The following is a 14,426-nucleotide window of genomic DNA, read 5'->3' as shown; positions in this document are numbered from 1 at the left end:
TGACCTGCTCAAACGCCGATGTGGCAACACTCACGCAATAGGGCGCCACCACGGTTCAACTTCCGGCAACGCGTCGATATCAACCCTGTCACCGGGGCGAGGGACCACGAGCTGGATGTCGCGCGCCTTCGCCTCCTCCAACAGCCGCTCGACCGGCTCCGACCACGCGTGCAGGGCCAGGTTGAACGTGCACCAGTGCAGCGGGATGAGCACCCGCGCCTGGACGTCGAGGTGGGCGCTGGCGCCGTCCTCGGGCTTCATGTGGATGTCCGGCCACGCGTCGTTGTAGGCCCCGACCTGGATGAGCGAGACGTCGAACGGGCCGTGCTGCTCGCCGATCTCCTTGTACCCGTCGAAGTAGCCGGAGTCGCCGGTGTAGAACAGGCTCCGCCGCTTGCCCTTGGCCACCCAGGACGCCCACAGGGTGCCGTCGCGGGAGAAGCGGCGGCCGGAGAAGTGCCGGGCCGCGGTCGCGGTGAGCGTCACGCCCCGCACCGTCGCCGACTCCTCCCAGTCCAGCTCGATGAGCCGGTCGGCCGGCACGCCCCAGCGCTCCAGGTGCGCGCCCACCCCGAGCGGGACCAGGAACGGCGCCTGCTGGGTGCGCCGCAGGGCCAGGATCGAGGCCAGGTCCAGGTGGTCGTAGTGGTCGTGGGAGATGACGACGGCGTCGATGCGCGGCAGCTCCTCGATCGGCAGCGGCATCGGGTGCATCCGCTTCGGCCCCACGAACGACGTCGGCGAGCAGCGGTCGCTCCACACCGGGTCGAACAGCACCCGCACGCCCTCGATCTCCACCAGCGCGGTCGAGTGCCCGAGCCAGGTCACGTGCAGCCCGTCCGGGTCCAGCCGGCCGCCGAAGTCGGGGCGGGTGACCGGGATCGGCCCGAGCGGCTTGCGGCGCTGCTCGCCGGTGAGCAGCTCGACGAAGGTGTTCCGCATCGCGTGCGGCGGCAGGACCTCGGCCGGCACGGTGTTGCGGAACTTCCCCTCCGCGTACTGCCGGGACCGCCGCATCCGCTCCGCCCGTGCCCCGGACGGCACCGCCCCCAGCTGGGCCGGAAGGTCACGTAGCGCCCACGCGAGACCACCGGCGGCGGCCGCCACCGCGGCCACGGCGAGCACCCGAGTCGTCTTTCCCATTGCTCTGTCGCCTCCAGTTGTGGTGAGGTTCAGCACCCGTCCGTTTCGATTTTCTCTCGGCCCGCCGGGCGGCCGGCACCGGCCGGGAGCGCCTCGACCGCCTCCGATCTGCGCAAATGCCTTCCCGGGGTCTCCGACCTGGCCCGAACCGCCGGTCGGACGGCACCGGCCGGGCCCTGTTGCCGCGCAATCAGGTGTGGAAGGCTGCCCGCGAACTCCCTCTTCACGCGCTCGCCATCGCGTAGGTCACTTCCCCTCGGAGGCCTGTCGTGGTCTGGTACACCGGCCAGTCACTACTGTTGATTTTGCTCGCGTTCCTGCTCGGTCTGCTGGTCGGCTACCTGTGGTGGGGCCTGCGCCTGCGCCGTGTCCGGTCGTCCGAAAGCGTCACCGAGTCCAACTCCTCGCTCCCTGCCCAGTCCATCACTACCCGATCCGAGGCGCCCGCCGCCCCGGTCGCCGCGAAGTCCACGCCTGAGCCGGTCGCGCTTCTTGCCGAGCCCGTAGCCGAACCGGTCGCCGAGCCCGTCGCTGAGTCTCTGGACGAGCCCGCTGCCGAGCCTGTTGCTGAGCCCGTCGTCGAGCCTCTCGCCGATTCGCTGGCCGAGCCTGTCTCCGAGTCTGCTGCTGAGCCTCTCGTCGAGGCTGAGGCGGTCGAGGAGCTGGAGGCCGAGCCGGTGCACGTCGAGCCGGCCGAGGAGCCGGAGGAGGCGCCGGTCGCCGTCCTGGAGGCGGAGCCCGCGCCCGCGTCGGACGAGGTGCACGTCGACGCCGAGCTCATCGCGGACGTGGAGTCCGCGTTCCAGGAGGAGGCCCTCGCGGCCGAGCCGGCGCACGACGAGCTCGAGCGGATCGAGGGCATCGGGCCGAAGATCGCGGCGGCGCTGCGGGCGGCCGGGATCGCCACGTTCGCGCAGCTGGCCGACGCCGACCGGGCCAGCCTGGAGACCGCGCTGGAGAACGCCAACCTGCGCTTCGCGCCGAGTATCGGCACGTGGTCGCAGCAGGCCCGGCTGCTGGCCGACGGGGACGAGGCCGGCTTCAAGGAGCTCACCGACCGGCTGATCGCCGGCCGCGAGGTCAAGCCGAAGGCCGCCGCCGAGCCCGTTGCGGTCGAGGCGGAGTCGGCTGCGGAAAGCGAGCCGGTTGCGGTTGAGCCGGAGCCGGCCGTCGAGCCCGAGCCCGTCGCGGTCGAAGCGGAGCCGGTCGCCGTTGAGCCCGAGCCGGAGCCGGAGCCGGAACCCGAGCCGGAACCCGAGCCCGAGCCGGAACCCGAGCCCGAGCCCGAGCCGGAACCCGAGCCCGAGCCGGAGCCGGAGCCGGAACCGGAACCCGAGCCGGAGCCCGAGGTGCAGCCCGTGGCGGTGGTGCCGGTGCAGGCAGGAGCGGCGGAGGACGTACCGGCGGACAATCTGCAGCGGATCGAGGGCATCGGTCCCAAGATGTCCGGCGCGCTGCTGGCCTCCGGCATCCGTACCTACGCGCAGCTGGCCGCGGCCGACGTCGACACGCTCCGGGCGGCCATCGAGGCGGCCGGGCTGCGGTTCGCGCCGAGCATCGTCACGTGGGCCCGCCAGGCCCAGCACCTCGCCGACGGGGACGAGGAGGGCTTCGCCGACCTCACCCGGCGCCTGGTCGCCGGCCGCGACACCGGGCGGGCCTGATGGCGCGGACGGTCACCACGAGCGGTAGCCGCTGGGAGGTACGCCAGCGGCACCCCCTCATCCCGATCGGCGCGGCCCTCGTCGGGCTGGCCGCGCTGCTCGTCGCCTTCGAGGTGCCGCACCGCCACTCCGTCGAGGACAACCTGACCGACCGCACCAAGGTGGCGCTGGCCAAGGCCGGCATCGACGCCGAGGTGCGGTTCGCCGGGCGGGACGGCACCGTCAAGGTCGGCTCGGCCGACGAGAAGGACAAGGCGCGCGACGTCACCCTCGGCATCGAGGGGGTGCGCGTGGTCGACGTGCAGGCCCCGCCGAAGGTGGAGCAGCCGCCCGCCCCGCCGCAGCCGCTCTCCGTCAAGCTGCTCGTCGACGGGGGCAAGGTCACGCTGACCGGCACGGTGCCGGCCGACGCCGACCGGACCACGCTCGCCGACGCGGCCAAGCAGGCTCTCGGCGCCGGGAACGTGCAGGACGAGCTCACCGTGGACGCCAAGCGGGCGAAGGACGACACCGACCTGGCCGGGCTGGGCGCGGTCATGGCCGCGCTGGGCAAGGACACCAAGGCGGGCGTGATCGACCTGACCGACCACGTGATCACGCTGACCGGCACCGTGCCGTCGCAGGACGTCAAGGACAAGGCCGAGGCGGCGGCGAAGGCGGCCGCCAAGGGCGCGACGGTGCGCGACGAGCTCGTCGTCGGCCAGGCCGCGGCGCCGGCGCAGGTGCAGACCCAGCTGGTCGCGCTGCCGACCGTCGAGTTCGAGAACGACAGCGCCACGCTGACCGCGCAGGGCGTGGCCGTGGTGCAGAACGCGGCCTCGATCCTCAGGTCGAACCCGAACATCAAGGTCAGCATCGAGGGGCACACCGACCTCACCGGCACCGTCGCGCACAACCAGGCGCTGAGCGAGGCGCGGGCCAAGACGGTGCTGGACACGCTGGTCTCGCTGGGCATCGCGCCCGACCGGCTGACCTCCAAGGGCTTCGGCGAGAGCCGGCCCAAGGTGCCCGGCGCCGACGAGGCGGCCAACGCGGTGAACCGGCGGGTCGAGTTCATCGTGCAGCAGTAGCAAGCGGCAGCAAAGGGAAGGGGCGCGGCCAACCGGCCGCGCCCCTTCGTGTTGCTGGTTACCGGTCAGTGGTGCACCGGGTAGAGCGGCTCACGAACGGCGCTGTCCACGCGCAGCGACTTCGCCGAGAGCGAGGCCGCCGTCGGGTCCGGCTGCGGCAGGGAGTCGCAGTTCTTGTCGGGCTTGTCGCCCGCCTTGCGCTGCGGGAGCTTGCCGGTCGCCAGGTAGTCCGCGATCGTGTCGTCGATGCAGGCGTTGCCGTTGAGCGAGTTCGCGTGCGTGGTCTGCCCGACCTCGGCCAGCAGGCTGCCGTTCGGGAAGAGCCGGCGGGCCTCCAGGCTGCCCTCGAACGGCGTGGCCGCGTCGAGGGTGGTGCCGACGAACAGCACGCTCTTGACCTTCGAGCCGTCGATCTTGGTCGGCTTCTGGGCCTTGCCCGGCCAGTAGAGGCACGGCGCGTTGAACCAGGCGTTGCTCCAGGTGATGTACGGCGCCTGGAGGAACGTCCGCCAGTTGTCGACCTTCCACTGGTTCCAGCTCTGCGGCCACTGCACGTCGGTGCACTGCACCGCGTTGTAGACCGCGAAGCCGTTGTCGTCGCCCGGGGCCACCCAGTCCTCGTAGGCCTGCAGGATGAGGTCGGTGTTGCGGTCGTTGGCCCAGCCGGCGAACTCGTCGGCCAGCTCCAGCCACGTCGACTGGTAGTAGCCGGCGTAGAGGAAGATGTCGGTCCACTCGTCGGCGCCGACGACCCCGCCCGCGGGCGCGGTGCGCAGCTTGTTCTGCTCGGCGTAGAAGCGGAGCTCGACCTGCTTGGCGGTGGTGCCGAGGTGGTAGACGCTGTCGTACTTGGCGAGCCAGCCGAACCAGATCTTCTCGTTGCGCTCGAAGTTCAGATCCTGGTTGAGGTTGGCCTTGTACCACACATCGCGCACGTCGACGTTGCCGTCGAGCACCATGCGGCGGACCTTGTCCGGGTGCAGGGTGCCGTAGACCTGGCCGAGGTACGTGCCGTACGAGAAGCCGTAGTAGTTGATCTGCTGCGCGCCCAGCGACTTGCGGATCGACTCCATGTCGTTGACCGAGTCGACCGTGGTCATGTGGTTGAGCAGGTCGCCGCCGGCCTTGCCGCAGGCCTTGGCGTAGCCCTTGGACCGGTTGAGCCAGGTCTTCTCCAGCTGCGAGTTGAGCGGGATGTACTCCGGCTTCGGGCCGTCGGAGTAGCTGTCGTCGCAGTGCAGGGCCGGCACGCTGGAGCCGACGCCGCGCGGGTCGAAGCCGATCCAGTCGTAGGCGGCGCCGGCGCCGTTGGGCACGTACTCGCCCAGGACCGACAGGGTCAGGCCGGAGCCGCCGGGGCCGCCCGGGTTGACCAGCATGACGCCCTGGTAGTCCTTGTCCGCGACCTTGTGCTTGATCCGCGAGACGGCGATCTGGATCTTCTTGCCGTTGGGCTTGCTGTAGTCAAGCGGCACGTCGAGCAGGCCGCACTCGGCGCCGCGGCGCTGCAGGCCGGGGCTCGCGCACTGGCCCCACGGGATCGACGCCGCTCCGGCGAAGTCATCGCCCTTCGAGGCGGGCGCGGCCAGGGCGCTCGAGGCCGGAGCGACGGCCGCGAGCGTGGCCGCAGCGGTGAAGAGGACCAGCCCCTTCACGGTTCTGTTCGTCAAGACAACCCTCCCAAACGTGCCCGGCGGCAAGGGGCCGCTCCAAGCAGGTGATTCGGGCCAAACAATGTCATGACGATGCTTTCGAGCGCCGCTGCCGCGCGGAAGCGTCAACACCCTTTCCCTCACCCGAGAAAACCTGTGTCGCGGGGCGATCGGGCTCCGGTACAACGGTCTGATGCTGCGCAAGTACCCCCGGACGCCCCATTTGCAGGGTTCTCGGCTGCAACCGGGCGACCACGACCTGGCGCAGGTGCCGTTCCCCGAGCTGGCCGGCCGTGAGCTGGTCGTGGAGGAGAAGCTGGACGGCGCCAACGCCGCAATCAGCTTCGATGCGGATGGGTCCCTCCTGCTGCAGTCGCGCGGGCACTATCTCGCCGGCGGGCCGCGGGAGAGGCAGTTCGCGCCGTTCAAGGCGTGGGCGGCCGGGATGAGCCATGTGTTGCGTCCCGTGCTGAAGGACCGATTCATCCTGTACGGCGAGTGGCTCTACGCCAAGCACACCTGCTTCTACGACGCGCTGCCCCACCACTTCTGCGAATTCGACGTGTACGACCGCCAATCCGATGCATTCCTGTCCACCCCGCGGCGTCAGGAGCTGCTGGCCGGCCTGGGCGTCGCGTCGGTGCCGGTGCTGCAGGTGGGCGCGTTCGCCGACCTGGCGGGGCTGACCGCGTTGGTCGGCCCCTCGACGTGCCGCACGCCCGGATGGAAGGACGCGCTGCAGGAGTCCGCGCGCGCCGGGGGTGCCGACCCTGACCGCGTCATGCGGGAGACCGACATGTCCGAGGACATGGAGGGGCTGTACCTGAAGCTCGAGGACGCCGGCACGGTGCTCGGTAGGTACAAGTGGGTCCGCCCGAGCTTCCACACCGCGATCCTCGACTCGGGCAGTCACTGGCAGGATCGGCCGATCGTGGCCAATCGGGTTCGGGCGTGACCCTCCCGGCGTGGGCGGTCCGGCCCGAGCAGGTGCGGGCCGCGCTGCCGGATGCCGACCCGTCGGTGGCGGAGGCGTTGGGCGGGATCGAGGAGTGGCGGGAGCGGCCCGAGGCCGAGCGGGCGCCGGTGTTCGCCGCCGCGCTCCTGCTGGACGCCGGGGAGCACGCCGCGCGCAAGGCGCTGTGGGGGCTCGGGGCGCCGATCGCATGGCGTGAGCACGTGGCCGCGCTGGTGCGATATGCGTGGCTGCCGTTCGGGGCGCTGGAGCGACCCGACCTCGATCGGCTCGTGTTCCGGGTCAGCCTGCTGGCGCGCAACGACGATCTCGGGCTGCTGGCGACGGCGGACGCGCTGCGGCGTGCGGATATGGGGCTGGTGGAGGAGGTCGCGCTCTTCACGCAGTACACCCGGGAAATCGACTGTCTCGACAAGCCTCGCGGCTTCGCCTCCGACCACGCGCGGTTCGCGTATTTCCGGACGCCCGGGCGGGATCCCGATTACGCGGCGTTCGACGACACGCGGTGCACGGTGACCGTGATGTCCGGGCTGCCGGGTTCCGGCAAGGATCACTGGGTCGCGGCCAACCGGGCCGGCGTGCCCGTGGTCAGCCTGGACGACCTGCGCGACGAGCTCGGCGTACGGCCGACCGGCGACCAGGGCCCGGTGATCGCGGCGGCGTACGCGCGGGCCCGCGAACATCTGCGGGCCGGGGTGGCATATGTCTGGAACGCGACGAACACGACCCGCGCGCTGCGCTCGCGGTGCATCGGGCTGGCCGCGAGCTACGGCGCACGGGTCGAGGCGGTGAGCGTGGAGGCACCGCCGGAGGTCGTCCACCGGCGCAACCGGGCCCGCGAGCGGCGGGTGCCGGCGGCGGTGATCGACCGCATGGCCGGGCGCTGGGAGCCGCCCGACGTCACCGAGGCTCACTCGGTGCTAACGGTCGCTAACGACTAGTCGTGCGCTGCTGCTGCATGGCGAGGGCCGGCAGCGGTCGCTAACGACTAACCGTGCGTTGCTGCTGCATGGCGAGGGCCTGCAGCGGTCGCCAACGACTAACCGTGCGCTGCCGCTGCAAGGCGAGGGCCTGCAGCGGTCGCTAACGACTAACCGTGCGCTGCCGCTGCAAGGCGAGGGCCTGCAGCGGTCGCTAACGACTAACCGTGCGCTGCCGCTGCATGGCGAGGGCCTGCAACGCGGAGGAGCGGATCAGTAGCAGCGGGTTGAGCGGCTCGTTGGCCGCGATCGGGCGCGCGAAGGGCCGGTTCTCCGTGCTCCAGCCGTTGCGCAGGTCGTACTCGATCTGCAGCGAGCGGTTGTGCGCCATCTTGTAGTCCAGCAGCACCCCGGGGCCGAGCGAGCGGGTGGCGATCTCGCCGGCCATGTGCGGGATCGGCGAGAAGAAGAACGCGACCTTGGGGACGGGCTGGAAGAGGTCGACGTCCACCAGGTCGAAGATGCCCGCCGGCTGATACATCCCGTGCGTGTCGTGCACGCACAGCCCGGCGCCGAGCTCGACCCGGCCGGTGTTGTCGATCTCCATGTGCCCCGCCGGCCCGCCCGGGGTCACGATGCCGGCCCCGTCGTTGCCGGCGACGGTCAGCACGCTGCCGAGGGGCGCCGGGTAATTGTGCGTGGCGACGACCTTCGTGCTCGGCGCTTGCGTGGAGTGACGGGTGGTGAACATGGAGTACGTCTCGGTCCACGCCACCTCGAGGTGCCGCTCGAGGTAATGCACAGAAAGCCAGATCGTCGGGGCGCCGCTCGCCGACGTGGCCATCGCGTGCATGCCGAAGAGCGCAAAGTGATGGTCGCGCAGCTGTTCGAGAGTGGCCTCGCTCATGTCGATCGTGAGTTTGTGCTGCTCCACGCTGTCCTCCTGGGTAGTGCGAGTGCACTCAGTGTGGAGCGGACAAGTTGCACGATCGGGGCAATCAGTGAAAATCCCTCACGACCGCCTCGGCGGCCCGGCGAAGCTCGGCCTCGTCGGGGTGCCACGCCGCGGCGATGTCGGGGTGCAGGCTCGCCTTGGCCAGCGCCAGCAGGCGGCCGCTCACCTCGTCGACGCCCTCGCCGTGGTAGTCCTTGGCCACCTCGTGAGCGGCCCGCTGGAGCGCGGAGGTCAGCTGGGCCTCGAGCGGCTCCTGAAGATGACCCACGGCGGGGTCGATCGAAACGTGCAGCTCCTGCATGGTCGTGCTCATGCCCATCGGGGGCTGTTTCTAAGCGGCCAGGCGGCGAAGTGCGCGGTGGATTCTGGGTTCGCCGGCCGGGTACGTGGCCCGGACCAGGGCCAGCGCCCACGCCATCCGGGCGACGGCCGTCTCCGGGTGGTCGCCGAACTCGCTCGCGACCCGTGCCGCGCAGCCCTGGACGCCGATGCGGCGCAGGGTCGCCGCGACCGCGTCGCGGATCTCCCCGCCCGCCGGGGCCTGGGACGACTGCAGGTCGGAGGCGAACAGCGCCTCGGCCCGAACGGCCTCGAATGTGGTAGCCATCTCGCACCTCCCGTGCGCTCGTTCAGGTGTGTTCCTGATGACATTCACGCTAAGAGGACCCTTCCGGTTCGGGCTCACGGTTTCATGCCAGCGTCGCGTACTCGTCACGCGGCGTTGATCGGTTAGCGGGGTGCGGTCTCCGTCCGCCTGTGACAGGGTTGGGCCGTGTCCTTGATCCCCAACGCGCCCACCAGCGCGCCTCTGCCGCTGCACCGGGCAGCGCGCATCGAGGACGCCATCCACGGCGTCCTCGAGCGGCGGCTGCGCCGGCGTGGCTGGAAGGTCGCGGTCACCGCCTACACCGGCTACGGCGCCGCCGCCACGGAGGGGCGCCCCGGCTGGGTCCGCGTGCTCGGCCGCGTGCTGCTCGCCCGCATCGACCCGAAGCCCCCGAAGCGGCTCAAGAAGCTGCGCGGCTGGCGCTCCTTCACGGCCGCGTCGGTGAGCAACGCCCTGGTCCGCATCGAGGCCGGCGGGCGCGTCTGCGAGGTGCGCTGCGACCGAGGGGGCTTCGTCGACGTCGTGGTCGAGGCCGACCTGGCCCCGGGCTGGGCCACCGTCACGCTGCAGAGCGAGGACAGCGCCCCGGTCGAGGCGCCCGTGCGGATCATCGACCCGGCCACCACCCGCTTCGGCATCGTCTCCGACGTCGACGACACCGTCATGGTGACCACGCTGCCGCGGCCCCTGCTCGCCGCCTGGAACACGTTCGTGCTCGACGAGCACGCGCGGGCCTCGGTGCCGGGGATGGCGGTGCTGTACGAGCGGCTGGTCAACGCCAACCCGGGCGCCCCGGTCTTCTACCTGTCCACCGGCGCCTGGAACGTGGCGGCGACGCTGACGCGGTTCCTGTCCCGGCACCTGTACCCGGCGGGGCCGCTGCTGCTGACCGACTGGGGGCCGCAGCCGGACCGGTTCTTCCGCAGCGGGCAGGCGCACAAGCGGGCGTCGCTGGCCCGGCTGGCGCAGGAGTTCCCGGACATCCGGTGGCTGCTGGTCGGCGACGACGGGCAACACGACCCGGAGATCTACGCCGAGTTCGCCGCCGAGCACCCGGACAGCATCGCCGCCGTGGCCATCCGGCACCTCTCGCCGACCCAGGCGGTGCTGGCCGGCGCGTTCCCGGGCGTGGCGGGCAGCTCCAAGCGCTTCCCGTCCAACGACCGGCGCTGGCTGGGCGCCCCGGACGGCGCCGGTCTGTGGCGGCTGCTCCGGGACACCGAGATCCTCTGAAGGCCCCTCAGGCGCGACCGGCGGCCGAGCTCACCGGTGCGCCCACCTTGTCGATCAGCTCGTCCAGCACCCGCTCCGCGTCGTCGTGCGGGACCTGGCAGGTGCCCGCGGCGAGGTGGCCGCCGCCGCCGTACCGCAGCATGACCGACCCGATGTCGGTGGGCGAGCTGCGGTCCAGGATCGACTTGCCCACGGCGAACACGGTGTTGAGCTTCTGCTTGCCCCAGATGGCGTGGATCGAGACCCGGGCCTCGGGGAACAGCGCGTAGATCATGAACCGGTTGCCGGCGTAGATGACGTCCTCGTCGCGCAGGTCGACCACGACCACGTCGCCGCGCACCCGGGACACCCGGCGCAGCTGGTCGACGAACAGGTCCTGCTGCTCGCGGAAGAGCTCGGCCCGCTCGGCCACGTCGGGCAGGGCGAGGATCTCCTCGACGTCCTGGTGGTCGATGCACGCGTCGATGAGCTGCATCATCAACTGGTAGTTGGAGATGCGGAACTGGCGGAAGCGGCCCAGCCCGGTGCGGCTGTCCATGAGGAAGTTCATCAGGCTCCAGCCGGTCGGCTGCAGGATCTCGCTGATGTCGTACTGCGCGGAGTCGGCCCGGTCGACGGCCTCCATCAGCTCGTCGGAGACGTTGGGGAAGCGCTCGGCCCCGCCGAAGTGGTCATAGATCACGCGGGCCGCCGACGGGGCCTCCGCGTCGATGACGTGGTTGGTCGCCTGGCCGCCGGTGCGCAGGGTCTCCGAGTGGTGGTGGTCGAACACCATGTGGGCGCCCGCGGCGTACGGCAGGTTGGTGAGGATGTCCGTGGGGCCGACGTCGACCGAGCCGTCCTGGACGTCCTTCGGGTGCACGAAGGTGATGTCGCCGATCAGGTCGAGGTGGCGCAGGAGGACCGCGCAGACCAGACCGTCGAAGTCGCTGCGGGTCACGAGACGGTACTTCACTGCAGATCCCCTCGCACGGGCGGGCCGGTCGACAGTCTCCCTATCGACCGGCCCGGCGCCAACGTGAGGATTAGCGGCTACAGGATGGAGAGGTGCACGTGGTTCGTGTGATCGCTCGACGGGTCGCCGGCCACGCCGCTGTAGTGGTGCCAGCCGGCCGCCGGTGTCCAGATCTGTTTGAACCAGATGACGTACATGACGCCGAGTTGATCGGCGTTCTTCACGAAGTAGGCGGCCAGCGTCGAGCCGTAGACGAAGTCGTCACCGGTGGCCACGCCACCGAAACCCTTCGTCTTCTGCACCGAGAAGTCGCAGGCCCGGCCCTTGGGGTGCTCGTAGGGCCCGCTCGGGCGGAAGCACGCGACGAACCGCGTGAACCCGTCCTTCTGCGCCTCCTGCATCGCGTGCATCATGCGCGGGGTGATGCAGCCGGTGGTGGTGGGGTCCTTGACGCTGCACGACTCCTTCGGCAGCGAGCCGTTGGCGTTGCGCGGCGTCGGGTCGGCCACCGGCAGGTTGGCGGAGACGAAGCCCTTGCTCGGCCCGCCGGCCAGCGCGAGCGCCTTCTCCGCCGCCTTCTTCTGCTGCTCCATGGTGGCGACCTGCTGCTGCTGCGAGGCGACCTCGTCGTCGAGCGCCTTCTTCTGCGAGGCCTGGGCCTCCCGCAGGTGCCGCAGCTGGCGAAGCAGGTTGTCGTTGTGGTGGGCCAGCTCGTTGATGGTGCTGGCCCGCTCGGCGAAGCTGTCGGGGCTGTCCGCGTCCATCAGCGCGGCGAACGTGGTCAGCGGCCCGGTCTGGTAGGCCGCGATGGCGATCGCCGAAACCTGGTCCTGGAGGGTCGCCAGCTGCGCCTCGGTCGCCTGCAGCTGCACGGTGAGCTCGGCCTGGTGCTTGACCGAGGCCTCGAACTTGGCCTTGGCGTCGGTAAAGGCCTGGGTCGTCGACTCCAGGACGGAGGCGAGGGTCGGATTGGCGTCCGCGCCCTCGTTGCCGGGATCCCCCGGCTCGGCCGCGGCGGGGGCGGCCCCGATCCCGCCGAACGCGATCACGGCCAGCAGCGCGACCAATCCGCGCCGGTAGTGATGTCGCGATGACATCTGGTTCGTTGTTCCTTCCGTCGGCCGCCGACCGGGTTAGCTGACGGGTTCGGGACGGAACGACCCCTACCACCGCTTCCGGAAGGGCTTCCGGGAGGGCGGATTCACCCCAACGCAACGGTGGGTCCCCGGCTCGCCACGGGCGGCGATTGGGCGGCAGTCACGCCCGCGGACGTGACCGTGGGTCACTGTACCGACGGGGCGGAATTCGCGCACCGCACCGTTTGTGCGTAGATCCGCTATGAGGGCGTTCAGTGACACGGATCACTCGTGGCTTCAGGGGTACGTCAGGATCTCCACCGATCCGCGTAGGGTCGCCCGTAGGCCACGCTTCCTGGGTGAACCTTCGGTACCTCGCCCTCGCCGGGATTGCCGCCGCCGGTGCACTCGTCATCGACGGCCATCTCGACCCGGACGGTGACCTGAACCCGTGGTCACTCACGGTGAGTGACTTCGCCGTCTCCGACCGCGGTGGCGTGGTCGACTGGGCGATGGTCGTCATGGCCGCCGCCTCGGTCGCGCTGCTGTTCGCCCTCCGTCGCTCGGGTGCCCGGGTGGGGGCCTGGGTGACGGCGCTCTTCGGGGTCTGGGCGGCGGGGCTGACGGTGGCCGCGCTGGTGCCGACGGACGAGCCGGGGTTGCCGCTGTCGGCCGCGGGTGCGGTGCACCGGTACGCGTCGGTCGCCGCCTTCGTGGCCCTTCCCGTGGCCGGCTGGCTGCTGGGCGGCCGGTCCGTGCGGGTGCTCGCCGGGCTGAGCCTGGCCTGTGCGCTGGCGATGGTGTATTCGGCCTTTCCGGGCGACCGCGTGCTCATCGGCCTGGCCGAGCGCCTGTTGCTGGCCGCCGAGGCGGCGCTGCTGGTCGCCGTGGCCCTGGCCGCTCCGGGCGCCCGCGATCGGGCTGCTCGGCGGCGTGGCGCTGTCTCAACGGTACCGTAAATATTGTTCATAAAACGATGATGTTCACTCTTCGGCGTTCCTCCGGCTGATCGGATGTGCAGGTCAGGCCCAAAGCCGAAGGAGTTGATCGAGGGTGTCGAGAGTCCGCGCGCTGGCCATGCTCGCCGCGATGGCGGTGGTGAGCGGAGTGGTCGCGTTCTTCAACATGATGCCGGCCTCAGCCGCCGCCTGCGCCCCCGCGTGGCAGTCCACGGCGGTCTACACGGGTGGCATGACCGCGTCCCGCAACGGTCACAACTACCTGGCGAAGTGGTGGACCCAGAACGAGGCCCCGCCCGGCACCAGCGGCGTGTGGCAGGACCAGGGCAGCTGCGGCGGCAGCACCCCGACCAACCCGCCGGTCCAGACCGGCACGGCCGGCGCGTGCAGCTTCCCCGCGTGGGTCCAGGGCCACAACTACGTGACCGGCGACATCGTGAAGTTCACGGACGGCAAGTTCTACATCGCCGAGCACGACAACCCGGGCTACAGCCCCGTGATCAGCACCTGGTACTGGGACCCGTACTCCTGCGGCTCCTCGCCCACGACTGCGCCCCCTCCCACTTCCTCGGGCGGCGCCTTCGTGGTCAGCGAGGCGCAGTTCAACCAGATGTTCCCGGGCCGGAACTCGTTCTACACGTACTCGGGCCTGGTCGCCGCGCTGTCGGCCTACCCCGCCTTCGCCCGCACCGGCTCCGACGAGGCCCGCAAGCAGGAGGCCGCGGCCTTCCTGGCCAACGTCAACCACGAGACCGGCGGCCTGGTCTACATCGTCGAGCAGAACACGGCCAACTACCCCGCGTACTGTGACGCCAGCCAGTCCTACGGCTGCCCCGCCGGCCAGGCCGCCTACTACGGCCGCGGCCCGATCCAGCTGAGCTGGAACTTCAACTACAAGGCGGCCGGCGACGCCCTGGGCATCGACCTGCTGCACAACCCGAACCTGGTCCAGACCGACGCGGCCGTGGCCTGGAAGACGGCCCTGTGGTACTGGAACACCCAGAGCGGCCCGGGCACCATGACCCCGCACAACGCGATGGCGAACGGAGCCGGCTTCGGCGAGACCATCCGGAGCATCAACGGCAGCCTGGAGTGCAACGGCCGCAACCCGGCCCAGGTCCAGAGCCGCGTCGCCGCCTACCAGCGCTTCGTGGGCATCCTCGGCGTCGGCGTGGGCCCCGGCTCACTGTCCTGCTGATCTTCCTGCTCGCTTCTTCCT

General features: G+C 70.8%; 14 protein-coding genes and 1 riboswitch. Of the genes, 7 read left to right on the top strand and 7 right to left on the bottom strand.

What is annotated here, in order from left to right; genetic code table 11:
• Positions 1-30: 30 nt before the first annotated feature.
• On the bottom strand, positions 31-1,143 hold the full coding sequence (locus ABD352_RS03955; protein WP_344610799.1) for an MBL fold metallo-hydrolase: 1,113 nt from the start codon (positions 1,141-1,143) through the stop codon (positions 31-33).
• Positions 1,144-1,412: 269 nt separating this feature from the next.
• Here ABD352_RS03955 and ABD352_RS03950 point away from each other — a divergent pair, with 269 nt between their 5' ends.
• Entirely contained in the window at positions 1,413-2,807 is a 1,395-nt protein-coding gene (locus tag ABD352_RS03950; RefSeq protein ID WP_344610798.1) for a helix-hairpin-helix domain-containing protein, read from the top strand.
• Positions 2,807-3,877: an OmpA family protein gene (locus ABD352_RS03945; protein WP_344610797.1), complete on the top strand. Its 1,071-nt coding sequence runs from the start codon at positions 2,807-2,809 to the stop codon at positions 3,875-3,877. Before ABD352_RS03950 ends, ABD352_RS03945 begins: the two co-directional genes overlap by 1 nt.
• Positions 3,878-3,942: 65 nt before the next feature.
• Here ABD352_RS03945 and ABD352_RS03940 read toward each other — a convergent pair whose 3' ends face one another.
• Positions 3,943-5,547 (bottom strand): alpha/beta hydrolase, encoded by a 1,605-nt coding sequence (locus ABD352_RS03940; protein WP_344610796.1) that lies wholly within the window; start codon positions 5,545-5,547, stop codon positions 3,943-3,945.
• 175 nt (positions 5,548-5,722) lie between these two features.
• Here ABD352_RS03940 and ABD352_RS03935 point away from each other — a divergent pair, with 175 nt between their 5' ends.
• Both ABD352_RS03935 and ABD352_RS03930 read left to right on the top strand, forming a co-directional pair.
• Entirely contained in the window at positions 5,723-6,484 is a 762-nt protein-coding gene (locus tag ABD352_RS03935; RefSeq protein ID WP_344610795.1) for an RNA ligase family protein, read from the top strand.
• Positions 6,481-7,443, top strand: coding sequence for an AAA family ATPase (locus ABD352_RS03930; protein WP_344610794.1), 963 nt, complete (start codon positions 6,481-6,483; stop codon positions 7,441-7,443). Before ABD352_RS03935 ends, ABD352_RS03930 begins: the two co-directional genes overlap by 4 nt.
• Before the next feature lie 193 nt (positions 7,444-7,636).
• On the opposite strand, the gene ABD352_RS03925 is transcribed toward ABD352_RS03930, so the two are convergent.
• The 3 genes from ABD352_RS03925 to ABD352_RS03915 form a co-directional block, all read right to left on the bottom strand.
• Positions 7,637-8,356, bottom strand: a complete 720-nt coding sequence (locus tag ABD352_RS03925; RefSeq protein ID WP_344610793.1) for a hypothetical protein — start codon at positions 8,354-8,356, stop codon at positions 7,637-7,639.
• Between the two features lie 64 nt (positions 8,357-8,420).
• The gene (locus ABD352_RS03920) at positions 8,421-8,696 is read right to left on the bottom strand and encodes a hypothetical protein (RefSeq protein WP_344610792.1); all 276 of its coding nucleotides are present in this window, start codon (positions 8,694-8,696) and stop codon (positions 8,421-8,423) included.
• Between the two features lie 12 nt (positions 8,697-8,708).
• On the bottom strand, positions 8,709-8,984 hold the full coding sequence (locus tag ABD352_RS03915) for a hypothetical protein (protein WP_344610791.1): 276 nt from the start codon (positions 8,982-8,984) through the stop codon (positions 8,709-8,711).
• Between the two features lie 171 nt (positions 8,985-9,155).
• Here ABD352_RS03915 and ABD352_RS03910 point away from each other — a divergent pair, with 171 nt between their 5' ends.
• Positions 9,156-10,217 carry an App1 family protein phosphatidate phosphatase gene (locus ABD352_RS03910; RefSeq protein WP_344610965.1) on the top strand — a complete coding sequence of 354 codons (1,062 nt, stop codon included), beginning with the start codon at positions 9,156-9,158 and terminating at the stop codon, positions 10,215-10,217.
• Between the two features lie 7 nt (positions 10,218-10,224).
• Here ABD352_RS03910 and ABD352_RS03905 read toward each other — a convergent pair whose 3' ends face one another.
• A complete protein-coding gene (locus ABD352_RS03905) occupies positions 10,225-11,172 on the bottom strand; it encodes an exopolyphosphatase (protein WP_344610790.1) in 948 nt (315 codons plus the stop codon).
• Between the two features lie 77 nt (positions 11,173-11,249).
• Positions 11,250-12,269, bottom strand: a complete 1,020-nt coding sequence (locus tag ABD352_RS03900) for a coiled-coil domain-containing protein (RefSeq protein WP_344610789.1) — start codon at positions 12,267-12,269, stop codon at positions 11,250-11,252.
• A 9-nt stretch (positions 12,270-12,278) separates the two neighbouring features.
• Positions 12,279-12,435, bottom strand: a riboswitch (cyclic di-AMP (ydaO/yuaA leader).
• Between the two features lie 172 nt (positions 12,436-12,607).
• Here ABD352_RS03900 and ABD352_RS03895 point away from each other — a divergent pair.
• The gene (locus ABD352_RS03895; protein ID WP_344610788.1) at positions 12,608-13,207 is read left to right on the top strand and encodes a DUF998 domain-containing protein; all 600 of its coding nucleotides are present in this window, start codon (positions 12,608-12,610) and stop codon (positions 13,205-13,207) included.
• A 94-nt stretch (positions 13,208-13,301) separates the two neighbouring features.
• Positions 13,302-14,405: a glycoside hydrolase family 19 protein gene (locus ABD352_RS03890; RefSeq protein ID WP_344610787.1), complete on the top strand. Its 1,104-nt coding sequence runs from the start codon at positions 13,302-13,304 to the stop codon at positions 14,403-14,405.
• The last annotated feature ends 21 nt before the right edge of the window (positions 14,406-14,426 follow it).

The organism is Dactylosporangium salmoneum (assembly GCF_039532525.1).
Lineage (GTDB): Bacteria > Actinomycetota > Actinomycetes > Mycobacteriales > Micromonosporaceae > Dactylosporangium > Dactylosporangium salmoneum.
Note: the sequence above shows the minus strand (reverse complement) of the source record. Positions and strands in the feature narration are given on the sequence as shown.